Origin of the sequence: Pseudolactococcus hodotermopsidis (assembly GCF_011170085.1) — a bacterium.
GTDB lineage: Bacteria > Bacillota > Bacilli > Lactobacillales > Streptococcaceae > Pseudolactococcus > Pseudolactococcus hodotermopsidis.
On the sequence record NZ_BLLI01000009.1, the window covers coordinates 25,163 to 48,504 of the forward strand.

The window sequence follows — 23,342 nt, forward strand, 5'->3', positions numbered from 1 at the left end:
AAGTCCTCCACTTAAATTTTACCACAAAATATGGTAAAATATGGATATGACCTTAAAATCAAGTTTAGCGATTTTCGTTGGAAAATCGAGCAAATTTATATTAAAAAACTTCTTCAAACGTGGCTCAACCTTACCTGGACAACTGGCACTCAAAATCGATTCTAAAATTCTTGATACGCTCGCTCGTGATTATGAGATTGTTGTCGTGACAGGGACAAATGGCAAAACACTGACAACAGCGCTGAGCGTTGGCATTCTCGAAAATGCTTTTGGTTCTATTGTAACCAACACGACTGGCGCAAACATGCTGACTGGCATTGTCGCCACTTTTTTGTCTGCACCTAAGAACAAAACGGGTAAGAAAATTGCCGTCCTTGAGATTGATGAGGCAAGTTTGCCTGCTGTGACTGACTTTCTCACGCCTAGTCTCTTTGTTTTTACCAACATTTTCCGCGACCAAATGGATCGCTATGGCGAAATTTACACGACCTACGATTTTATCATTAAAGGGGCCGCTAAAGCGCCCAATGCGACTGTTTTGCTAAATGGTGACAGCCCACTTTTTAACTCGAAAGTACTTGTCAACCCTGTCAAATATTATGGTTTTGACCACGAAACGCACGAACCTCGTCGAGCACATTATAACACAGAGGGTATTTTATGTCCTGCTTGTCATCATATTCTCGACTTTACCATGAACACCTATGCTAATCTTGGCAATTATATCTGTCAGAACTGCGGTTTTCATCGCCCAAAACTTGATTATCGCCTATCAAAATTAACCAAAATTACCAATACATCATCAGAATTTGTCATTGACGACACTAATTATAAAATCAATGTTGGCGGTCTTTACAATATCTATAATGCCCTTGCTGCTGTTTCAGTTGCTGAGTTTTTTGGGTTGGAATCGTCTGTTATCAAAAAAGGTTTCGATAATTCTCACGCTGTTTTCGGTCGGCAAGAGACTTTTAAGATTGGCGAAAAAAGCTGTACGCTTGTCCTCATCAAAAATCCTGTCGGCGCTAATCAAGTCTTGGATATGATGAAACTTGCCCCCTATGACTTTGCGCTTGTCGCGCTGCTCAATGCTAATTATGCTGACGGCATTGACACGAGTTGGATATGGGATGCGAACTTTGAGCTGGTCAATCAGCTCAAGGTCACTTCCGTCATTACTGGTGGCGTTCGGCATAGTGAGATGGCGCGCAGAATCCGTGTCTCAGGCTTTGATAAGCACAAGATTACCGAAAGCGAAAAGCTAAACGATGTGCTTGATTTGATTGAAAAACAAACGAGCAAGCACGTCTACATCCTTGCAACTTACACCGCTATGCTTGACATGCGCGAGATTTTGGCGAGTCGCCACTACGTGAATGGAGAAATGAAATGACCTATACTTCTATCAAATCCAACGGCGATTTCCCCTACAAGCTACGTGTGGCGCACCTTTACGGCGATATTATGAACACTTATGGTGATAATGGCAATATTCTCATGATGAAATATGTCGGCGAAAAACTTGGCACAGAGATGATAGTCGACATTGTTTCCCTTGGCGACGACTTTAAAGCTGATGACTATGACCTTATTTTCTTTGGTGGTGGGCAAGATTATGAGCAATTTATCGTCAGCGAAGATTTGCCAACAAAAGCTCGTGAGCTAACAAAATTCATTGAAAATAACGGTGCTATGCTTGCCATTTGTGGTGGTTTCCAGTTGCTTGGTAAGTTCTATATCGAGGCAAATGGTCGCAAGATTAACGGCATTTCTGCCATGAATCACTATACCTTAAATCAAAAAGACAACCGTTTTATTGGCGATATTGAGATTCACAATGACGAATTTGACGAAACTTATTACGGTTTTGAGAATCATCAAGGTCGCACCTTTCTCGCTGATACACAAAAACCGCTTGGTCGTGTCATCACTGGTCAAGGCAACAACAACGAGGACGGCACTGAAGGCATGAATTATAAGAACGTTTTTGGCTCCTATTTCCATGGTCCGATTCTTTCACGCAATGCCCGATTAGCTTATCGCATTGTGAGTAGTGCCTTTCACAATAAATATCCTAACCTTGCAATACCAGATTTTAAAACAATTTTAGCTGACGAGGAAAAAGGGCAGAAAATTAGAGATAGCAAAAGAAAAGTTGAGAAATGATGACTTCTCAACTTTTTTATTTTCACTCAACCGTCACAGATTTAGCCAAATTCCGTGGTTTATCCACATCAAGTCCACGGTGTAAACTGGCGTAATAGGCAATTAATTGTGTTGGTACAACCATTGAAATGCTTGATAGATAAGGATGTACGTTATTGACAATAATATCGTCCCCCGCAATCGCTGCGGCTTGTTCAACTATCGCCACAACATTGGCACCGCGTGCTGCCACTTCTGAGACATTGCCTCGCGTGTGAGCAGAAACTTTTGGGTTGTTGGAAATCAGTGCCAAAACGGGCGTGTTATCTTCAATCAAGGCAATCGTACCATGCTTCAGTTCACCCGCCGCAAATCCCTCGCACTGAATGTAAGAGATTTCTTTGAGTTTGAGACTTGCCTCCATTGACACATAGTAATCCTGTCCGCGCCCAATATAAAAGGCATTGCGCGTTGTTTCAAGCAATCCTGTTACTTTGCTTTCAATCAATTCTTTTTCAGACAAGGTCGCTTCGATAGACTGGGCAACGATAGACAACTCGTGAACAACATCAAACTCAATTGCTTTTTTGTTGTTAATCGCTATTCCTACTGCTTTTGCTAGAAATGCCAAGGCGGCAATCTGGGCAGTGTAGGCTTTCGTTGAGGCAACAGCGATTTCTGGTCCTGCATGTAAAAGCATGGTAAAACTCGCCTCACGTGATAAGGTTGACCCTGGGACATTTGTCACGGTCAAGCTTGGCACACCTAGCTCATTTGCCTTGACCAAAACTTGCCGACTGTCAGCCGTTTCCCCCGACTGCGATAAGAAGATGAAAAATGGCTTGTCAGACAAACGTGGCATATTATAACCCCATTCTGAGGCGATACCAAGTTCAACCGGTTTTTCGGTTAATTCTTCTAGTAAAAATTTACTGGCATAACCCGCATTGTAAGATGTTCCTGCTGCAATGATATAAATACGATCAGATTCGGCAAGAGAAGCAACGATTTTCTCATCAACTTTAACAGCACCATTTTCATCTGCATAAACTTGGCTAAGTTTACGCATGACAGCTGGCTGTTCGTCAATTTCTTTGAGCATGTAAAATGGATAGGTCCCTTTACCAATATCTGAAAGATCAAGTTCAGCAATATAACTGTCACGTGATATAATCTTACCATCCATATCCTGAATTTCTACGGCATCTTTTGTCAGCACCACAAGCTCTTTATCATGAATTTCCATAAATTCGCTCGTCTCGCGAATCATCGCCATAGCATCTGAACAGACCATATTATAGCCATCGTCTAAACCAATAAGCAGTGGCGATTTGTTTTTTGCTACATAAATCACATCAGGTTCTTCAGTAGCCATGAGGGCAAATGCGTAAGAACCCTCAATAATCGTCAAGGCTTTTTTGAAAGCATTGAGCGTGTTAAGTCCCTCTTTTTCAGCAAGGGCAGCAATCAAATGCACAGCGACTTCTGTATCTGTTTCACCTTTAAAAGTGTCAGCCGCCAAATACTCGCTTTTAATTTCAAGATAGTTTTCAATCACGCCATTATGGACAAGAACAAAACGACCATCAGCCGAGGTATGGGGGTGCGCATTCGTTTCTGACGGTTTACCGTGTGTTGCCCAACGTGTGTGACCAATTCCCGCAGTTCCAGCCACATCAATACCGATTTTTTCTCGTAAATCAGCAATGCGACCGACTGATTTAATGAGTTTTGAGTTTTTAGAGTCATTCGTCACAAAAATTCCTGCACTATCATAACCACGATATTCCAGTTTTTCAAGTCCTTGCATTAAAATGTCACAAGCATTTTTATTACCAACTACTCCCACAATGCCACACATATCATTTCTCCTATTTTTCAAAATTGGTATAGTTCAATATTCCACTTAAGGAATTTGATATAAGTATCTTAAACTAAACAAAATAGAAAGTCAAGAGATAAAGTTATTTTTATTGGTATAGACTAATTTGTGAAATTTTACACATCAATTGGGAAGAAATTCCCAATAATTTTCCCAACAATTCGGGGTTCGTCATCAAACGGCGCAAATTTATCCGCATATTTTTTATTGATTGACACAAGACGCAGCCCACCTTCTTCCTTGTAAACTTTTTTAATATAAGTCTGGCCGTCCCAATCAATCGCATAAATTGCCCCATCATAATCAAAAGTTGTGTCTTTAATTAAGGCAACTGAGCCGTCCGCATAGACAGGTTCCATGGAATCGCCATAGACCCAACTAGCAAAGTCATAAGACATCTCCGCATCAAAATAAACCATGTCATAACTGCCATCGTCCATATAAGAAAAACCAGTCCCAGCTGATAATTTCTCGTAAACCTTGTAAGGATAGAGTTTGACAACTTTTTCATCGTTTTGTTCGGCTAATTGTTTTTCCGTAAAACTCATGACCTCTTCCTTTCTTGTTTTATCTAGTTGATTAAAATTGCTTAGAAGCTCTTGTGCAATATCCTTTGTCAATGTTGCAAGGGACACATCAAAAACTTCTGCTAACTTCAACAAATTTTCTCTTTTAGGCTTTGCTGTCCCACGTTCCCACGCAAAATAAGAGGTGTTGGCAACGCCGATTTTCTTAGCTATCTCACGTTGTGATAACCCTTTTACTTCTCTAAAATAAATCAAATTCTCTGCAAGACTCATCTATATCAACTCCAATTCATTTATCGTTAGTTTTAAAAACTAACACCAGTATATAACTTTTACAAACAGATGTCAAATCAAAAATTATGATATAATCAAAAAAATTATGATATAATAAGTATATGACAACGATATTATTCTTAATTATTGCCTATTTATTAGGCTCAATTCCCTCTGGTCTTTGGATTGGCAAGTATTTTTTCCATAAAAATCTACGTGATTTCGGTTCTGGCAACACTGGGTCAACTAACACTTTTCGTGTTTTAGGTAAAAAAGCTGGCATTGCCGTTTTTGCCATTGATATGCTCAAAGGGACAATCGCAACCGCTCTTCCAATCATGTTTGGCCTACATACTTTCTCCCCAGCTCTCTTTGGGTTATGCGCGATTTTTGGTCACACTTTTTCTATTTTTGATCATTTTCACGGTGGCAAGGGTGTTGCCACTTCTCTTGGCATGATTTTAGGTTACAATCCCAAATTCATGATTTTTGTTGTGATTATTTTTTTGGTGATGGTTTATTTGACCAGTATGGTGTCAATGTCCAGTATTGTATCTGGTATTATCGCTTTTCTAGCAACCTTGATTTTTCCAGCACTTCACTTCATTTTTACTAATTACGACTGGCTTTTTACATTTGTTATATTATTTATCACTTGTTTTATCATCTGCAAGCATCGGGACAATATCGCAAGGATTCGTAACAAAACTGAAAACATTTTCAACTTTGGGCTTAATATCACACACCAAAAACACAATATCTAGTGTTTTGAAATATCAGAGACACAATATCTAGTCAAAATCATTGACTAGATATTTTTTTATTGTTAAAATAAAGGAACAATCAAGAAAAAGGTGGAAAAATAAAAATGGTCACAGTATTTTCAAAAAATGACTGCATGCAATGCAAAATGGTCAAAAAATGGTTAGCCGACAAAGCCGTCGCTTTCACGGAAATCAACATCGACGACCAACCCGAATATATCGCAGAAATCAAGGCAATGGGCTTTATGGCAGCGCCAATCATTGTCAAAAACGATCTCGCTTTCTCTGGTTTTCGTCCGACAGAATTGGCGAAATTACTATGAAAATTGCTTATTACAGCGTGACACGCCAAGTCGCACGTTTTGTCAAAAAACTAAATTTTCCTGCCCTTGAAATTACTGCTACATTGACACTTTCAGAACCTTTCATTCTGATTATCCCAACTTATGAGAAAGAAATTCTCCAAGATGTTTGGGATTTCATGGCTGAAAATGCCCAAAATTGCCAAGCTATCATCGCAAGTGGCAACCGCAATTTTGCTGAACTTTATATCTACTCGGCAAAAGAGTTATCCGCAGCCTATCAGATTCCGATAGTATACGATTTTGAGTTTAATGGCACATCTGAAGATGTCGAGAAAGTTAAAGAAATTATAGAAAGTTATTAAAATATGTCGCTAAAAAATTTAGAAAATGTCTCTTATTTTCGGCTTAACAATGAAATCAATATTCCTATCAACGGACAAATTCCCTTACACAAAGACCACGAGGCACTTCTTGCCTTTTTTGAAGAAAATGTGCAACCAAATCTCAAAACCTTTCCAACAGTTGCAGATAAAATAAGTTACTTATTAGAAAATAATTACATTGAACAAGATTTTATTTCAAAATATGAGATTGCTTTTATCACACAACTCTCTGATTGGCTTTACGCTCAAAATTTCCAATTCAAATCATTCATGGCAGCCTATAAATTTTACCAGCAGTATGCCTTGAAAACCAATGACGGCGAGTTTTATCTGGAAAATATCGAAGACCGAATTCTCATGAATGCTTTGTATTTTGCAGACGGCGACACCGCATTAGCACAAGCTCTTGCTGATGAACTCATCAATCAGCGTTATCAGCCCGCAACACCGAGTTTTCTAAACGCTGGTCGCGCACGACGCGGTGAACTCGTCTCATGTTTTTTGATTCAACCCACTGACGATATGAACAGCATCGGGCGTTCTGTCAACTCTGCGTTGCAACTTTCCCGCATTGGCGGTGGGGTTGGGATCAACCTGTCAAATCTGCGCGAGGCGGGCGCACAAATTAAAGGCATTGAAAATGCAGCGAGCGGTGTTGTACCTGTTATGAAACTGTACGAGGACAGCTTTTCTTACTCCAACCAACTCGGGCAACGTCAAGGCGCAGGCGTGACCTATCTCAGCGTTTTTCATCCCGATATTCTGGCATTTTTGTCAACGAAAAAAGAAAATGCCGATGAGAAGATTCGCGTTAAAACACTATCGCTCGGCGTGACTGTTCCCGATAAATACTATCAACTTGTCCGTGAAAATGCTGATATGTTTCTTTTCAGTCCTTACGACGTTGAGCGTATTTACGGCGTGCCTTTCAGCTATGTTGACCTCACATCTGAATACGATAAAATGGTCGCAAATGCCAATATCAAGAAATACCACATTCGTGCGCGTGATTTGGAGCAAGAAATCGCCAAACTCCAGCAAGAATCGGGCTATCCCTATATTGTCAATATTGACACAGCAAATCATGCTAATCCGATTCACGGTAAAATCGTTATGAGCAATCTTTGCTCGGAAATTCTCCAAGTTCAAACGCCATCTATCCTTAATGATGAGCAAACTTACCAGCATTTAGGTACGGATATTTCATGCAATCTTGGCTCGACAAATGTCGTTAATCTGATGAAAACGCCAAATTTTGAGAAGTCAATTGACAGCATGGTCAAAGCCCTAACATTTATCACAAATCATTCGGAAATTGATGTTGTGCCTAGTATCAAAAATGGTAATTCACGCGCTCACACGATTGGCTTAGGTGCAATGGGACTCCACTCCTACTTTGCCCAAAATCACATCGTTTATGGATCGCCTGAATCAATTGAATTTACCGATATTTATTTCATGTTGCTGAATTTCTACACGCTCAAATCATCCATGAACATTGCGCGGACAACTGGGATTAAGTTTGCTGATTTTGAAAAATCAACCTATGCTGATGGCAGCTACTTCGATTCATTTATCGGAGAAGCACAGCTTTCTGAACAGATTGCAACGTTGTTTAACGGCATTCATATCCCGACAGCTGACGACTGGAAAGCCCTCCAAAAAGATGTCATGTCATTCGGTTTGTATCATCAAAATCGGTTAGCTGTGGCACCAAACGGCTCGATTTCCTATATCAACGACGTTTCGGCAAGCATTCACCCCATTACCCAAAGGATTGAGGAGAGACAAGAGAAGAAAACGGGCAAGATTTATTATCCCGCGCGCGACCTTGCGACTGATACGATTCCTTACTATACGAGTGCCTACGATATGGATATGCGGCGCGTCATTGACGTTTATGCAGCGGCGACTCGGCATGTTGACCAAGGGCTGTCGCTGACTTTGTTCATGCGTAGCGAGATTCCGCTCGGCATTTACGACTGGAAAACAGACACCAAGCAAACGACCCGCGACCTTAATATTCTACGCAATTATGCCCACCATAAAGGTGTGAAGTCTATTTATTACGTTCGTACTTTTACTGATAATGGGGATGAGATAGGTAGCAACCACTGTGAATCTTGTGTGATTTAACTTTTTTACATACTTAAATTTATGTAAAATAACGTTATTTAGAAAGAATTTATGACAAATCAAAACTATACCAAGGCGATAAACTGGAATAACATCGAAGATTTAATTGACAAATCAACATGGGAAAAATTGACCGAACAATTTTGGCTTGACACGCGCATACCATTGTCAAACGACTTGGACGATTGGCGCAGTTTATCTGATGATGAACGCAATTTAGTCAGCCACGTTTTTGGCGGTTTGACTTTGCTTGATACCGTCCAATCTGACAGCGGCATGGACTCCCTTCGTGCCGATGTGCGCACACAACATGAGGAGGCAGTACTAAATAATATTCAGTTCATGGAATCAGTACATGCTAAATCTTACTCGTCCATTTTTTCAACGCTAAACACGAAAACAGAAATTGATGACATTTTTGCTTGGATTGACGCTAATAACAATCTGCAATATAAAGCGCAAAAAGTCACGCATATTTACAAAACGGGTACGCCACTTGAAAAGAAAATTGCCAGCGTTTTTCTCGAAACTTTCCTATTTTACAGCGGTTTCTACACGCCTTTGTATTATCTTGGCAATAATAAATTAGCCAATGTTGCTGAAATTATCAAGCTGATTATCCGTGACGAATCGGTGCATGGCACTTATATCGGCTATAAATTCCAGCTCGGCTATGATGAGTTGACTGAAACTGAACAGGAAAATCTCAAAAACTGGGCTTACGACCTCTTGTATGACTTATATGCCAACGAAGAACTCTACACTGATACCCTTTACAGCAAACTCGGCTGGCAAGAGGACGTTAAAATTTTTCTGCGCTACAACGCCAACAAAGCGCTGATGAACCTCGGTTTTGAGCCACTTTTTCCCGATAATGCAAGTGACGTCAACCCGATTGTGATGAACGGCTTGTCAACTGGCACGGTTAATCACGACTTCTTCTCGCAAGTCGGAAATGGCTACTTGCTTGGGCAAGTTGAGGCTATGCGGGATGAGGATTATGTTTTTTGATTGATTAAAAACGAGTTCTTCTTTTATCGGAAGACTCGTTTTTTATAGGCAAGATAGTTATTGAAATTACTGATATTATCTAATTTGCTCAAAATTTTTAAATTTGATATGAGAACAAAAAACAAATTCACTTCATAAATTTATGCTAACAATAAAAATAACATCTAATCTAGCTTATTATACGAAATTGTTATTCTTCACCTCGTTTCACAATAAGATCATTCATGTGGTTTTCTATTTTATAATTAGCTAAATTATGCTAATTTCTGACTTTTTCTCAGCCTCTTTTAAATGTTATCAACATTTTCTATTCATAAGAAAGATGATTCTCTTTGCACCACTGAATAGCAATTTCACGATAAGCTTGGTCACGAAAAGCATACCATTTTTCTTCAATTCCTAATAGATTAACCTTGTCCTTAAAGTGTCTAAAAGCACCTCGACCACTAATTTCGTAGAACAAGTCATTTTGAAGTGCCAAAAGTTCTTCTCTATCAAGTACAAAGTCATTACACTGTAAAAATTGACCTGTTTTGAGATTAAAATAGCTCTCACTTTCCGCATCACAACATTCAAGTTCAAGAATGACATCTTCTAATTTTACTTTTTCCATGCTTATATTTTAACAAAATTTTCCTAAATAAATTGATTTTATCTATTTCCTACGATTACTCGGTGCCAAAAGATTGGTAGCTTTCATAATAAATTGCCATGACATGCCCTAACAAAAACAAATTGACAAGGATTAAAAAATCAAGCCCAAAAGATTAAATTAGTATAGCACATTTTACTTAGTTTATCAATAAACTAAATAAAACGTCCCTATCATAAACAAGAAACGTCTTTTCAATCAGTTATTCCGAACGCAAAGCCTCAACAGGATTTTTCTTGGCTGCATATTTGGCAGGAATCGAACCACCAAGCAAGGTAAGGGTAACACTAACAATGATTAAAATAATCGCATGTAGCGGATTCAGCTGCGCAACATTCGATAAATCAGTTTTCTTTTTAATAATCATATTAACTGGGAAAGTCAGCAGATAAGCAAACGTAATGCCAAGTATGCCAGAAAAGCTACCGATAATTAAGGTTTCAGCATTAAAAACGCGCGTAATATCTTTCTTTCTAGCACCAAGCGCCCGCAAAGCACCAATTTCTTTCGTTCGTTCAAGAACTGAAATATAGGTAATAATACCAACCATAATCAACGATACAACCAATGAAATCGCCGCAAATGCCACAAGAACTAAAGTAATACCAGACATAATATCGCCAGTCAATCTGGTCATCTCTTTCCCCAAATCAGTATAAATGACTTTATCTTCTTCTTTTTTATTTTTATTATATTTATCGAGATATTTGATAATATTTTCCTTAGATTCAAAACTTTTTGGATAAACATAAATCATCAAAGGAATCGCATTACCACCAAGATAGCTCAAAGCTGTTATTTTCGTCTCTGGTGTTAAAGGCTCTTTGGTTAAAACATTGGTATTAGCATTTTTTTGTGCGGTAACAATCTTAGAATCACCTTCTGCTTTCAAAATTTTCTCAAAAAGTTCATCAGAATAAGCAATCCCCAATCCTAAAAGGCGGAACTGAATCGTCTTTTTTTTACGGATAATGCCCGCTATCTTGATTGTTTCCCCACTGCTTTTTTTATAAACAGCAGCCAAATCTTGAGTGGGCGCAAAATGACCTGTTGACACTTCTGTATAATAATCATTATTGCGGATAAGTTTCATTTCCATGCCAACAATATCTGAAAACTTGATTTGCCCTTCTTTATCAGCAAAATCAGTGAAACCAAGATTTTTCATCGTTGTCATATCCACACGATTTTGATCATCAACGACCATGACAACTTCATTCGCATTTTTGGGATAACTCCCCGCTAGAATATCATAGTTAATTTCCAAATAACTCTCTTTTTCACCGTCAGGTTGGACTGGATAAGTCGTCAGATGCACATCAGTATCATAAATAGCAATATTTGCAGGCATCTCTTCTCCCGTTGGGAGCTTGACAGGAACGATTTTTCCTTTGTCATCACGCAGTAAATTTAAGCTGATAATGTGAGTAAAACCAACACTTGTCGCATCCTTTGTGCTAATCTTTTCAACATAATCAATATATTTAGGTGTGAGTTTATTACGATGGACTGAAACTAACTTAGCTGGGTCATAAACTTCGATTTCTTTAGACTTAGACAAACTTTTCTTTTCCAACTTCTCGCGTTCAGAAGGCGTTAGTTCATTTTTATTTCTCGTTGCTTGCGGGGAAATAATAATTGGAAATTCCGTCAAAGAATCTGTTTGAAATTGGTTAATATGTTTTTGGAAACCATTTGAAGTACTAAGAATCAGTGCAATGCCAACAATTCCGATTGACGAGGCAAATGCTGTCAGCGCTGTTCGCCATTTCTTCGTCCAAATATTACGAGCTGATAATTTCAGCGCCGTAAACAAACCCATGGCTGTCTTCTTCAAAACATAATCTGAGGTTTCTTTCTCCCCATCAAAAGGATGGCTATCACTAAGCAAATGACCATCCTTAAAATTAATGATTCGATCCGCATAAGTTGTCGCCAAATCGGGATTGTGCGTGACCATGATAACCAGTTTATCCTTGGCAATATCCTTAATCAGCGCCATGATTTGCTCGCTCGTCACCGTGTCAAGCGCACCAGTCGGCTCATCAGCGAGGATAATATCGGGGTCATTAGCGAGCGCACGCGCGATAGCAACACGCTGCATCTGTCCACCCGACAGCTGATTGGGTTTCTTATGCACGTGGTCCTTCAACCCCACACGCTCCAGCGCCTTGATTGCCTCCGACTTCTTCGTGGCTTTAGCCACACCCGACAAGGTCATGCCCATTTCCACATTTTCAAGAACACTTAGGTGACCAATGAGGTTGTAACTTTGGAAAATGAAACCAACCGAGTTGTTACGGTAAGCATCCCAATCTCTGTCTTTGAAGTCCCTAGTGGACTTGCCATTTATCAGCAAATCGCCCGCATCATAACCGGCAAGATACCTTGAAACAGGGTAGGAAATGTGCTTGGGATCAATCAGCATATCGCCTGTATCATAGTGATCAAGACCACCAATGATATTGAGCAAAGTCGTTTTCCCTGAACCAGACGGACCAAGAATAGCAACAAATTCATTTTCACGGAAATTTACGCTCACCTCATCCAGTGCGATTTGCGTAAATTCATTCGTCATATAACGCTTGCTAATCCTTCTTAATTGTAACATTCTTAATTTCCTCTAAATCTAATTATACTAAAAATTAGAAATTTCCAAAAAATAGCTCCAATTTGGAACTATCTAAATTAAACTGCTTTAATCAACTGATTTTAAAGCCTCTATCATTGGAATATTTTTAATCTTCCTGTGCATAATAACCATAATCAATAACGTTACACTCATTACAATTAACGAGGCTAGCGCAATATTAACTAATTCTAATTTAGGGTCAAACATTGAATCATCATTTGGTAAAACTTTTAAAATAAAGCGATGTAAAAGTATGCCCAATTCACATCCAAAAAGTATGCCAATAATTGTCAACACAATCGTTTCACGATAGATATACAAAGTACTTTCCATATCATAATAACCTAGAACTTTAACCGTTGCCAATTCTTTAATTCTTTCAGAAACATTGATATTAGTCAAGTTATAAATAACAACAATAGAAAGTATTACCGCCATGACACTGAGGATAAATATGATACTATTTAGAGAAGTAAGTAAAGAATTGATTAAATCTTTTCTGTAATTATTTCTAATCATTGATTTAACAGCAGGACTTTCCATAAAGTGAGTGGCTACTTTTTCTTCATTTTGCCTATCATTATTTTTAAGCTGTACTAATTCAGAATTAACCAAAAGATCTTTTTCAAACATCTTTTCATATGTTGCTTGGGACATAAAGAGATAGTGTCCCAGATACATCTCTGTTATTTCAGAAACTGGCATCGCAATATATTTCCCAGAAGCGACTTTTACCTTAAATTTATCACCAACAGCCACATGGAAGTAATTTGCCAATTTTTCAGATATAACAACACCATCGCTTGGCATATTAAGGTCAATGCCAGATTTTCGATCTTTAAAGTGAATGTAATCCGAAATATTAGTTTCACTTGCTGCTGGAACAATCATATTAATAGCTTGATCAAAACCTTTACTATCCAACTTTGTAATTGGTTCTAAATAAACACTTGAAAAACTCTTTACCTCCTCGCCAGTCAATAATTTATCAAGTTCATTTTCATCATTTTCAGATAATTTCTTTTGATTCGTCACAATAAAATCAAACTTGATGATTTCTTGGTATTGTCTATCAACAATCCCTGACAATGAACCTTTTATTCCCAAACAAACAATTAACAAACAGATACAACCACTTACACCACAGATTGTCATAAATGCTCTTTGTTTATATCTAAATAAATTACGCATCATGATTTTATATTTAAATGACAAACGTTTCCAAATAAATGGTAACTTTTCCAAGAAAAGTTTTTGTCCTGCTCTTGGTGGTTTAGCACGCAATAACTCTGAAACTTTAGCTTTCACATCATTTGTAACAGAAAGATAAGACGTTAAAACGGTACATGACAAAGTAATAGCAACGACTAACAAGGTATAATTCCAATAAAATTGGAGTTGAAGCACATCAAAAGTCGCAATTGGTCGATAAGCCTCAAATACTGCTTTTGAAAATTGAATATGCCCCAAAACGATACCAAGTCCAGCGCCCAATAAACCTGAAACTGAACCGTAAACAACAAACTTTGCTTTAACATCAAAATCAGAATATCCCAAAGCTTTTAATGTGCCGATATTAATGCGTTCCTCATCGGAAAAGCGAACCATTGTTGTCAAAGAAAGCAAAACAGCAACCACATAAGTAATTATCGGAAAAACATTACCTAAAACATCAATCCGAGTTGAATTTTCGATATAGCCACTGTAACCAGGATTCGTTTTTCGACTGCCCAATGTATAGACTGGCTTTTCTAAATCAGCTAATTCTACTTCCGAATCTCTTAGTTTCTTTTCGCTTTTTGAAATATCAGCTTCAATTTTTCCTTTTTCTGATTCATACTCACTAAATTTAACAGCATATTCAGCCTCAGCCTCAGATAATTGCAGTTGCGCCTCATCTATCTTTTTTCGTCCGTCAATCGTCTGAGTATCTAATTCAGTTTGCGCTGCCTCTAATTTCGCATGCGCCTCACTAACCTCAACTTTAGATGTTTCCACCTTTTTGCTTACTTCAGCAACTTCATCTATCATTTGATTTAATTGAAGTTGACTTGTATTTATATCATTTACGATTGCTTGCGCTTGTTGCCAAGGCATAATATCTTGATTAGCCTGATATTCAGCTTTTTTCTCTTCAAGTTTAGCTTGGTTGAGATTGATTTCGCTAATGTTTTTATTTGTTTCAGCAACATAGTCACTTAAAGTTGCTTGCTTGCTATCTAGTTCTTTGCGACCATCATTTATCTCAGCCTGTTTACTTGAAACAGTTTCATTATACGCCTCTTGATTGCTTGCAATCTGACGCTTTAAATCGTCAATCTGCTCCTTAGCCTCTTTTAGCTTATTTTGCGCCTCAACAAACTCACTCTTAGCTGTCTTTAACTCACTTTTTCCTGTATTCAGCTCTTCTTGTGCCGTTGTTATAATATCTGAATAACGCGCTTTCGCACGCTTAGTTAAAGCCTTCTCAATCCTAGTTTGCTGCTTCATAATCTCAGCAGTATAGGCTCTTTTATAAGGATCCATATCCTTTGTCGTCGATAAATTCAACCTAGCAATGATATAAGAACTTGCATCAAATGTTTCAGGAATAACAACTGCGTAACCAGCCAATTCACCCGTACCAATATCGGTTTGTCCCATATTTTTTCTACCAACAATTTCGCTAGATTTTACAAAACCAGTTACTTTGTAGGTATGATTAACTAAAATATTATTTTCTAATACCTCAAATGTTATAGTTGAACCAAGTTTATATCGCTCTTCCAAAGAAAAATTTAAGGCGATTTCATGGTCATTCTTGGGAAACCTCCCCGACTCAAGACTATATTTTGACAACTCTTTAGGCATTGAGAAAATTCTTATCGCATCCTTAGTTCCCTTAATTAGTGAATCTTGGAGATAGCCAAACTCAACTTTATCAATACCAGACATCTCATCAAGAAACGCCATATCCGACTCATCTAAGCCATAGGTCGAAATTAAAGTAAAATCAGCAAGATTATTTTTTTGATAAAAGTCATTTGCTGTCTTTCTCATATTTGGTCCTGTAACTTTCAAACCAGTAAACATGAGTGCACCTAAAAACATTAGTAAAAATATGGAAATAAATCTTCCCTTAGATTTCGGAATTGACAATAGAATGTCTTTCCAAAGTTTTTTCTTTTTCAAACTCAACACTTTCTATTAATTCGACTTTTGATTTAGATATTTTTTAGTTCAGAAATAAAAAAACACCCATTATTTTTACCATTCGATATTATCAATATCTTTAGGATTTTGATTCACTTCACACGCAACTATCTTACCATCACGCATTTTAATTACCTTGTCCGCAATTTGTGCGATATAACTATTATGTGTTACAATAATAACCGTTGTTTGCATACTCCGACACATATTTTGCAAAATCTTTAGCACCTGTTTTCCTGTTTCATAATCAAGTGCACCAGTCGGTTCATCACATAGTAAAATTTGAGGATTTTTAGCGACCGCTCTTGCAATCGCAACACGCTGTTGCTCACCACCAGATAATTGAGAGGGAAAATAATCCATTCGAGATTCCAACCCAACCTCTCTCAACACTTGAACAGGCTCCAAAGGCGTTGAGACAATTTCTGAAGACAATTCAACATTTTCTTTAGCAGTCAAATTAGTCACGAGATTATAAAACTGAAAGACAAATCCAATATGTAACCGTCGATATTTAGTTAGCTGCTTAGCATTGTAATGCGAAATATCTTCCCCACCAACAATAACTTGCCCTTCATCAGCTACTTCCATACCACCTAAAATATTTAAGAGTGTTGATTTTCCCGCACCAGACGTTCCTAAAATAACCGCTAATTCGCCGCTTTCAATTGAAAAATTCAAATCATTATTAGCTATTATTTCTGAATCGCCAGATTTGTATTTCTTGTAACAATGCTTTAACTCAATATAGCTCATTTGACTCTCTCCACCGTCTAACATTCTAAAATTATACTTACATATATACATTATAACCTAAATTATATGCTCATGCAACAAAAGTTACGATTTTGAAACATTTTTAAATAAAATAACAAAAAAACACCATTTACAGATAAACGATGTTCTTAAGAACGTAGCTAAAGTCAAGCCACGCCACTTAGCATTTGTGAATACGATAAATTTTTCTTAAAAATTTCAATCAATGCGCCACCATTTCCTGTGCGACTTCCTCTGGAGAAAGGTCGCTAGGATAATAAGTCGGCCAATTTTCAAGTTCATCTAAAAGCGCCTCTTGGCTCTCATTGCCATAATAAATATGGAAATGCTCAGCTTTCGTTGGTGCAATACTATGGTCGCTAAATTGGAAATACTTGAAAGCACCGTTGGTCTCGCCAACCGCCTCAAACATAAAACGAACGCCCCGATTGCCTTCTTCGTAGTCTAAAATTTTCTTGCCCACATATTTGTAAGTCGCTGTATGCGCCTTGCCTTTGATGTAAAAAGTCACTTTATCGCCTTTGATGTCAATTTTATCAACATCAGACTTGTAACCATTTTCATAGTAAGCCTTGTATTCTTCAGCTGTCATATCCTTGTTGCGCAAGGCTTTATAGCTCATCACTTGGTCAAGCGCGCCTGTTTCAAGCAAAGGATAAACCGATTGCCACTCACCCGCCCAATCAGAAAGCGCACGATCTTTGATTTGCGAATCTTTGAAATAGCCTTGAGAAATTGTCTTTTCGACAGCTTTTTCTGGTGCAATTTCAGTCACTTTAGAGACAGCATTTGTCGTTTTTTCAAGATTAGCAAGATTTTCTTTCATCACAGAAATATAATCTTCCCCCGCCTTAATCTGCTCTTGGGTCAATGATTCCAAGGGATTCAGCGGTAAAATCTTGACATTTGCCTCATCAGCCAAGGTTTTTGCAACCTTATCAGAGGCATTTTCCTCAAAATAAATGTAGTGAATCTCATTTTTTTCGACATAGGCTTTGAGGTCTTTGAGACGCGTTGCAGACGGCTCAGTCTCAGGGTCAATCCCCGATACAGAGACCTGATTTAAACCGTAAGATAGCGCCAAATAGGCAAATGCTGCATGTTGCGTGACAAAATTCTTCTGTTTCGCCTCACTGAGACTTGTCCGATAATCCTCGTCAAGTGCTGTGAGCTTTTCTAAATATGCTGCAGCATTTGCCGTGAAAGCCGTTTTTTTATCGGGAAACTGCTTGATTAAGCTATCACGAATCGTCTCAACCTCTTTGATAGCAAACGCTGGCGACAGCCAAACATGCGGATCAAGCGCATGCTCATGACCGACTCCCTCATCTTCCTCATCATGCGAACCCGCTAGGAGTAAAATTCCCTCAGACGCTTTGATAAGGTCAACATCAGTCATCTCTTTCGTCGTTTTGGCGACCCAAGTCTCCATATTCTCATTGTTATAGACAAAAGCATCCGACTCTTGAATCGCCGCCACATCCTTGGCAGACGGCTCAAAATCATGCGGTTCGATACCCGGCTTGACCAAGACCGAAACTTCGCCCTCATCACCAACAACACCTTTGGTAAATGCTTGCATAGGATAAAAAGTCGTCACGATTTGCAATTTATCAGACTTTTGATCGCTATCACCTGCATTTGAACAAGCAAAAAGTGATAAACTAGCTGCAGCAGTCAAAAGACCAAATAATAATTTCTTTTTCAAAAATATCTCCTTGTCAAATTAGTTTACCAGTTAAGTATATCATCAAAAAAAATATTGTCAACTGGTAAATTACCTTATGTGCGTTTTTTGTTACGATTGTGTTCCCGAATCACACGCAAAGCAGCCTTGCGAATCTTGATACTAGGACTTTTCAAACGACGGTAAGCCGTTGGTAAATCTTGTGGTTTAGCCATTTTTCCTCCTTATTTGAATTTCAAGCTAACTTTCTAGGAAAATAGACAATTTGTCCGCACAAACTACGTTCACTTACGGCTCTTCCTAATTTTCACGAAAGTTTGCGACTTCATCGCACCGCTTTCAATATCATGATTTATTTTTGTTTGGTAAATGTCAATTGGATAATTAACAATTCTTAGCAGAAAAGATAGTTTACATTAATTATGTAAACACGGTATCTTGTGGTGCTGAACGCTCATTAACACTTTTTATAATCCAGTTTTTAATGAGCAACACCTAGGGAAAAAGACAAATTTTAGAACCTGCGCAAACGCAGAACCTTAAAATTTTCTATTTTCCTACGGTGCTGAACACTCATTAACACTTTTTAGACTTACCAACTTGCCTTTTTCACGCCTGGAATCTGTCCCAAATGTGCATGCTTGCGGAAATTAATCCGACTCATGCCAAATTTGCGCATGTAAGCATTGGGACGACCATCAATCATATCGCGATTTTTCAAGCGATTGGGATTGCTATCGCGAGGCAATTTACGTAAGCCCTCAATATCACCCTTCGCTTTCAATTCTTGGCGAATTTCAGCATACTGAACAATCAGTGCTTTTTGCCGATTGTACTTGGCAATTTTTGACTTTTTAGCCATGACTTCTCCTTTCAAAATATTGAGATAACTACTTTGAAGCTATTACAATCAAGCGCAAAATCAATACAGTTTTTTGATAATTTAACCAACTATTGAGTTATCAAATAATCTTGCATAGCATTTTCGTACTTGGTCAAGTATAGGCATTCGCAAATTAGTTTACCAGTTAAGTATATCATGACAAAAAAATAATGTCAACTGGTAAACATTATTTTTGTTAATCTAACATTATTTTAAATTAAGCAAATACGCCCGAACTTGACTCATAAAGTAAAGAGACCCTGTAATCAAATAAATATCATCAGCATTTCTAGGCGTTTCAACAAACTCTCGCCAATCATCAAGCCAAGTAACGTCCGAAATCCCTGCCACATCGCTAGACACAATCGTCTTAGGATAATCAAAAGTCGTCAAAGTCAGCTTGACATTTGGAATCGTTCGTAAAAGCCGAATCATTTCATGAAAATCTTTTCGTTGCAAGGCTGAAAAAAGAATCCTCACGTTTTGGCTACCGTCAAATTCAGTAATCAAACGTTTAATTGCGGGGATATTGTGCGCGCCATCAAGAATAAACCCGTTGAGATTCTCCATTCTAGCAGGCCAAAAAGTTTGTTTCAATCCTTGAACAATTTTCCCATCATTTGGTGTCAAATTCAATTTTTCAGCCAAAATATCGAAAATTTTGACAGCAAGCGCAGCGTTTTCTTGTTGATACTGACCATGTAGACTAAGCTCAAAGACTTGCGATTGAGGACGGAAAATCGGTGCCTTTTCAGTCTCAGCTTTTGCAGCAATGACTTGAAGCACTTCATCTGATACATTTCCGACAACAACTGGCACAGCATGTTTAATAATGCCTGCTTTTTCACTCGCAATTTTTTCAATCGTATCGCCCAAAATATCCTGATGATCCATACCAATCGTTACAATAGCCGATACAAGTGGTGTAATCACATTTGTCGAATCATAAAGACCGCCAAGTCCGACTTCTATTAGTGCAATATCAACTTTTTTTTGATAAAAATACTGGAAACCAATGGCTGTTAAAATCTCAAATTCAGTAATATTGGCAAGATTTTCATCCTTATCCATTTCCAAAACTAGAGGTTTGATAACTGCGACTATCGAATCAAGTTCATCATCTGAAATAAAGCCACCATTTATCGCAATTCGCTCGTTAAAAATCTCGATATAAGGCGAGGTGAAAGTGCCGACTTTTAGGTCATATTGCTGCAAAATATTAGACAAAAAGCTAACTGTTGAGCCTTTGCCATTGGTGCCAGCGATATGGACAGTTTTCAGCTTATTTTGTGGGTTATCCAGCGCCTCTAACAGGTAATTAATCCGCAACAGACCAGGTTTGATACCGAATTTCAGTCGCGAATGTATCCACTTTATACTTGCATTACTCACTTTTTTCAATATCCTCCTTTAATTCGTCAAGATTGAGCTTGGCAAACAGATACTTGCGATCTTGCACAGGAAAACGCTGATCAAGTTGGTCAACAGCGCCCACTTCGACGATGCCTTCCGCAATCGTGTAATCAATAACATGACCGCCAAATGTGTGATCATCCGTGATAAAATGCAGATGATAGCCAGCAACACTCACGCCGTGAAACATCTCAGGTGTCCAAATGCCAACAATCGTGCCAGTCACGTTTTCAATCGTGTATTCTGGCTGACTTTCCGCCACCTCTGCAAATTTCAGACCTGCTTTTGCCTTGGGAATCATACGCACGTGCATTTTGGTAAATGTGCCATGAATTTTGATGGAGCGAAAAAGATTAGCACCATCATAATAAGCCTCAATTCGTGCTTGGAGTTCGTCAGAAGTTGCTTCATAGCGCTGCTTAAAAATAACTTCAGCTTGATGAAAAACAACTGCTGCATAAGGGACTTTGACATCTGCTTTGACTTCGGTAATCGTCTTATCGCCACGTGCTTGGTAGGCTTTACCGTCAAGAACAATCAGCTCGCCGTCAATTTCATCTAGTGTACCAATGCCTAAATTGCCATGCTCTAGCAATTCACCAATCGTCAGACTGCCCTCGAAAAGCCCACTCATGAGCGCTGACAATGTATTATATTGAAAAAGTTTTATGGGTTCAGACAAACTTCTATTTCCTTTCATTTTTCGGTTTTACATAATTTAATTTATGTAAAATAACGATTTTAGCAACAAGTTACACCTATATTTTTATCATTTTCATCAATAAAATTCATCTGGTAATATTGTTTCGCCAAGTTTGATATTATCTTTGTAATCAATCGGAATGTCAATGATGACTGGTCCAGTCGTCGCCTCAAGATTGCCCAGAACTTCTGCCAAATCGGTTTTATTTGTCACACGGATACCCGTAGCACCAAAAGCCTCAGCGTATTTGACATAATCAACAGCTCCGAAATCAACACCCGATGAACGACCATATTTCATAATTTCTTGGAACTCAACCATATTGTAATGCCCATCATTCCAAATAATGTGAATAATTGGTAACTTAAGACGAACTGCGGTTTCAAGTTCTTGCGCTGAAAATAGAAAACCACCGTCTCCAGAAATAGAGTAAACTTTTTTGTTAGGGCGCAATAAAGCAGCAGAAATCGCCCAAGGCAATGCGACACCAAGAGTCTGCATACCATTTGAAAAAAGCAAATGACGCGGTTCATAAGATTTGAAATGGCGCGCCATCCAGATATAGTGACTGCCTATATCAACGGTAACTGTCTCATCGTCCTTGACAGTAGCTTGAAAAACGTCAATAAAATCCAATGGATGTAAACGATTTTTTTCAGAATGACGGTCAAAATCTTGGCTTTCAAGAATTTTTCGCAAGCCGTCTAAATACGCAATACTTCCCTCAGGAATCTTATAACCACGCACTGCAGGAATCAAATTCTCTAAAGTTTGCGCCATGTCGCCAATCAGTTCGCGTTCAGGTTGATAGTAAGTATCAATCTCAGCCAGTGCCGTATCAATGACAATCACACGACTGTCGATTTCAGCATTCCAGTTTCGTGCCTCATATTCAATCGGGTCATAGCCAATCGCTATAACAAGGTCAGATTTTTTCAGCAACATATCGCCAGGTTGATTGCGAAAAAGACCGACACGTCCGAAAAAATTGTGTATCAAATCGCGTGAAATCACGCCAGCACCTTGGAAAGTCTCAACAACTGGCAGATTAACATGGGTCAACAACTCGCGAACTGCCTGAGTTACAGGTGCTGACGACGCACCACTGCCAAGCAATAAAACGGGCAAGACAGCATTTTTAATAGCTTGTGCCAGATAGTTGATGTCGTCGATAGAGGCATTACCGAGTTTTGGTGCATTTAGCGGTTTGATAGCGGCAACTTCGACCTTGCTATCTACAACATCTTGGGGAATGGAGATGAAACTCGCGCCAGGCTTACCCGACTTAGAGAGTCGGTAGGCATTCGCCATAATCTCCGAGAGCGTGTTTGGATCTTGGACTTCCGCTGAGTATTTGGTAATCGGTTCAAAAAGTGCCGCATTGTTCATTGATTGGTGCGTGCGTTTGAGCAAATCACCACGTTTGACTTGACCACCAATCGCCAAAACTGCATCGCCCTCAGCTGTCGCAGTCACTAAACCTGTGGCTAAATTTGACGCACCTGGACCAGAGGTCGCGATAACGACACCTGGCTCGCCAGTAATACGGCCAACTGCTTGTGCCATGAAAGCAGCATTTTGCTCATGACGAGCAACGATTAGCTCTGGCCCTTTGTCCTCTAAAGTATCGAAAACCTTATCAATTTTCGCACCTGGAATACCAAAAATGTATTTAACATTGTGGTTAATGAGCGAATCTACAATGAGATCCGCTCCGAATTTATCTGTTGTCATAGCTACTCCCTTAATGATTGAACGACGAAGTCGTGAAGAGTTTAGGGAAGTAGCTATGCACAACGTGCCTTAGCGGTTTACCGCTTAGGCGTTGGGTTAGCTACTCCCTTAATGATTGAACGACGAAGTCGTGAAGAGTTTAGGGAAGTAGCTATGCACAACGTGCCTTAGCGGTTTACCGCTTAGGCGTTGGGTTAGCTACTCCCTTAATGATTGAACGACGAAGTCGTGAAGAGTTTAGGG

19 protein-coding genes are annotated in these 23,342 nt (G+C 38.7%); 7 read left to right on the forward strand and 12 right to left on the reverse strand.

Annotated features, from left to right (window positions below; genetic code table 11):
• The first annotated feature begins 46 nt into the window (after positions 1-46).
• Together murT and gatD are read left to right on the forward strand one after the other, a co-directional pair.
• Positions 47-1,393, forward strand: coding sequence for a lipid II isoglutaminyl synthase subunit MurT (gene murT / locus Hs30E_RS02720; RefSeq protein WP_172207761.1), 1,347 nt, complete (start codon positions 47-49; stop codon positions 1,391-1,393).
• The gene (gene gatD, locus Hs30E_RS02725) at positions 1,390-2,166 is read left to right on the forward strand and encodes a lipid II isoglutaminyl synthase subunit GatD (RefSeq protein ID WP_172207762.1); all 777 of its coding nucleotides are present in this window, start codon (positions 1,390-1,392) and stop codon (positions 2,164-2,166) included. Before murT ends, gatD begins: the two co-directional genes overlap by 4 nt.
• 22 nt (positions 2,167-2,188) lie before the next feature.
• Here the strand turns inward: gatD and glmS are convergent, their stop codons facing one another.
• Positions 2,189-4,006, reverse strand: a complete 1,818-nt coding sequence (glmS, locus tag Hs30E_RS02730) for a glutamine--fructose-6-phosphate transaminase (isomerizing) (protein ID WP_172207763.1) — start codon at positions 4,004-4,006, stop codon at positions 2,189-2,191.
• Between the two features lie 137 nt (positions 4,007-4,143).
• Positions 4,144-4,827, reverse strand: coding sequence for an XRE family transcriptional regulator (locus Hs30E_RS02735; RefSeq protein ID WP_172207764.1), 684 nt, complete (start codon positions 4,825-4,827; stop codon positions 4,144-4,146).
• Between the two features lie 122 nt (positions 4,828-4,949).
• Here Hs30E_RS02735 and plsY point away from each other — a divergent pair, with 122 nt between their 5' ends.
• The 5 genes from plsY (at position 4,950) to nrdF (ending at position 9,426) form a co-directional block, all read left to right on the forward strand.
• Positions 4,950-5,591, forward strand: coding sequence for a glycerol-3-phosphate 1-O-acyltransferase PlsY (plsY, locus tag Hs30E_RS02740; protein ID WP_172207765.1), 642 nt, complete (start codon positions 4,950-4,952; stop codon positions 5,589-5,591).
• Positions 5,592-5,695: 104 nt separating this feature from the next.
• On the forward strand, positions 5,696-5,914 hold the full coding sequence (gene nrdH, locus Hs30E_RS02745; protein WP_172207767.1) for a glutaredoxin-like protein NrdH: 219 nt from the start codon (positions 5,696-5,698) through the stop codon (positions 5,912-5,914).
• Positions 5,911-6,258, forward strand: a complete 348-nt coding sequence (nrdI, locus tag Hs30E_RS02750; protein ID WP_172207768.1) for a class Ib ribonucleoside-diphosphate reductase assembly flavoprotein NrdI — start codon at positions 5,911-5,913, stop codon at positions 6,256-6,258. Before nrdH ends, nrdI begins: the two co-directional genes overlap by 4 nt.
• A gap of 3 nt (positions 6,259-6,261) precedes the next feature.
• Complete coding sequence (nrdE, locus tag Hs30E_RS02755; protein WP_172207769.1) at positions 6,262-8,415, forward strand: class 1b ribonucleoside-diphosphate reductase subunit alpha; 2,154 nt, start codon at positions 6,262-6,264, stop codon at positions 8,413-8,415.
• A gap of 51 nt (positions 8,416-8,466) precedes the next feature.
• Complete coding sequence (gene nrdF, locus Hs30E_RS02760) at positions 8,467-9,426, forward strand: class 1b ribonucleoside-diphosphate reductase subunit beta (protein WP_172207771.1); 960 nt, start codon at positions 8,467-8,469, stop codon at positions 9,424-9,426.
• 307 nt (positions 9,427-9,733) lie between these two features.
• Here nrdF and Hs30E_RS02765 read toward each other — a convergent pair whose 3' ends face one another.
• From Hs30E_RS02765 to alsS, 10 genes are all read right to left on the reverse strand, one after another.
• Positions 9,734-10,039, reverse strand: coding sequence for a UPF0158 family protein (locus Hs30E_RS02765; protein WP_172207772.1), 306 nt, complete (start codon positions 10,037-10,039; stop codon positions 9,734-9,736).
• Positions 10,040-10,280: 241 nt separating this feature from the next.
• On the reverse strand, positions 10,281-12,689 hold the full coding sequence (locus Hs30E_RS02770; RefSeq protein WP_172207773.1) for an ABC transporter ATP-binding protein/permease: 2,409 nt from the start codon (positions 12,687-12,689) through the stop codon (positions 10,281-10,283).
• Between the two features lie 87 nt (positions 12,690-12,776).
• A complete protein-coding gene (locus Hs30E_RS02775; RefSeq protein ID WP_172207774.1) occupies positions 12,777-15,800 on the reverse strand; it encodes an FtsX-like permease family protein in 3,024 nt (1,007 codons plus the stop codon).
• Between the two features lie 156 nt (positions 15,801-15,956).
• Entirely contained in the window at positions 15,957-16,658 is a 702-nt protein-coding gene (locus Hs30E_RS02780; RefSeq protein ID WP_172207775.1) for an ABC transporter ATP-binding protein, read from the reverse strand.
• 223 nt (positions 16,659-16,881) lie between these two features.
• Complete coding sequence (locus Hs30E_RS02785; RefSeq protein WP_172207776.1) at positions 16,882-18,387, reverse strand: metal ABC transporter solute-binding protein, Zn/Mn family; 1,506 nt, start codon at positions 18,385-18,387, stop codon at positions 16,882-16,884.
• A gap of 74 nt (positions 18,388-18,461) precedes the next feature.
• A complete protein-coding gene (locus tag Hs30E_RS02790; protein ID WP_172207777.1) occupies positions 18,462-18,581 on the reverse strand; it encodes a putative metal homeostasis protein in 120 nt (39 codons plus the stop codon).
• Between the two features lie 377 nt (positions 18,582-18,958).
• The gene (gene rpsN, locus Hs30E_RS02795; protein WP_172207778.1) at positions 18,959-19,228 is read right to left on the reverse strand and encodes a 30S ribosomal protein S14; all 270 of its coding nucleotides are present in this window, start codon (positions 19,226-19,228) and stop codon (positions 18,959-18,961) included.
• 228 nt (positions 19,229-19,456) lie between these two features.
• The gene (locus Hs30E_RS02800; RefSeq protein WP_172207779.1) at positions 19,457-20,641 is read right to left on the reverse strand and encodes a bifunctional folylpolyglutamate synthase/dihydrofolate synthase; all 1,185 of its coding nucleotides are present in this window, start codon (positions 20,639-20,641) and stop codon (positions 19,457-19,459) included.
• Positions 20,634-21,344, reverse strand: coding sequence for an acetolactate decarboxylase (gene budA, locus Hs30E_RS02805; protein WP_172207781.1), 711 nt, complete (start codon positions 21,342-21,344; stop codon positions 20,634-20,636). Before budA ends, Hs30E_RS02800 begins: the two co-directional genes overlap by 8 nt.
• Before the next feature lie 96 nt (positions 21,345-21,440).
• Positions 21,441-23,099, reverse strand: coding sequence for an acetolactate synthase AlsS (gene alsS, locus Hs30E_RS02810; protein WP_172207783.1), 1,659 nt, complete (start codon positions 23,097-23,099; stop codon positions 21,441-21,443).
• Between the last annotated feature and the right edge of the window lie 243 nt (positions 23,100-23,342).

Bases quoted from the DNA above. Each gene is read 5' to 3' on its own strand.
- plsY (WP_172207765.1), top strand. From the start codon at position 4,950: ATGACAACGATATTATTCTTAATTATTGCCTATTTATTAGGCTCAATT.
- Hs30E_RS02770 (WP_172207773.1), bottom strand. From the start codon at position 12,689: ATGTTACAATTAAGAAGGATTAGCAAGCGTTATATGACGAATGAATTT.
- alsS (WP_172207783.1), bottom strand. From the start codon at position 23,099: ATGACAACAGATAAATTCGGAGCGGATCTCATTGTAGATTCGCTCATT.
- nrdF (WP_172207771.1), top strand. From the start codon at position 8,467: ATGACAAATCAAAACTATACCAAGGCGATAAACTGGAATAACATCGAA.
- nrdI (WP_172207768.1), top strand. From the start codon at position 5,911: ATGAAAATTGCTTATTACAGCGTGACACGCCAAGTCGCACGTTTTGTC.
- glmS (WP_172207763.1), bottom strand. From the start codon at position 4,006: ATGTGTGGCATTGTGGGAGTAGTTGGTAATAAAAATGCTTGTGACATT.
- gatD (WP_172207762.1), top strand. From the start codon at position 1,390: ATGACCTATACTTCTATCAAATCCAACGGCGATTTCCCCTACAAGCTA.
- Hs30E_RS02775 (WP_172207774.1), bottom strand. From the start codon at position 15,800: ATGTTTTTAGGTGCACTCATGTTTACTGGTTTGAAAGTTACAGGACCA.
- Hs30E_RS02790 (WP_172207777.1), bottom strand. From the start codon at position 18,581: ATGGCTAAACCACAAGATTTACCAACGGCTTACCGTCGTTTGAAAAGT.
- murT (WP_172207761.1), top strand. From the start codon at position 47: ATGACCTTAAAATCAAGTTTAGCGATTTTCGTTGGAAAATCGAGCAAA.
- nrdE (WP_172207769.1), top strand. From the start codon at position 6,262: ATGTCGCTAAAAAATTTAGAAAATGTCTCTTATTTTCGGCTTAACAAT.
- Hs30E_RS02780 (WP_172207775.1), bottom strand. From the start codon at position 16,658: ATGAGCTATATTGAGTTAAAGCATTGTTACAAGAAATACAAATCTGGC.
- Hs30E_RS02735 (WP_172207764.1), bottom strand. From the start codon at position 4,827: ATGAGTCTTGCAGAGAATTTGATTTATTTTAGAGAAGTAAAAGGGTTA.
- Hs30E_RS02765 (WP_172207772.1), bottom strand. From the start codon at position 10,039: ATGGAAAAAGTAAAATTAGAAGATGTCATTCTTGAACTTGAATGTTGT.
- nrdH (WP_172207767.1), top strand. From the start codon at position 5,696: ATGGTCACAGTATTTTCAAAAAATGACTGCATGCAATGCAAAATGGTC.
- rpsN (WP_172207778.1), bottom strand. From the start codon at position 19,228: ATGGCTAAAAAGTCAAAAATTGCCAAGTACAATCGGCAAAAAGCACTG.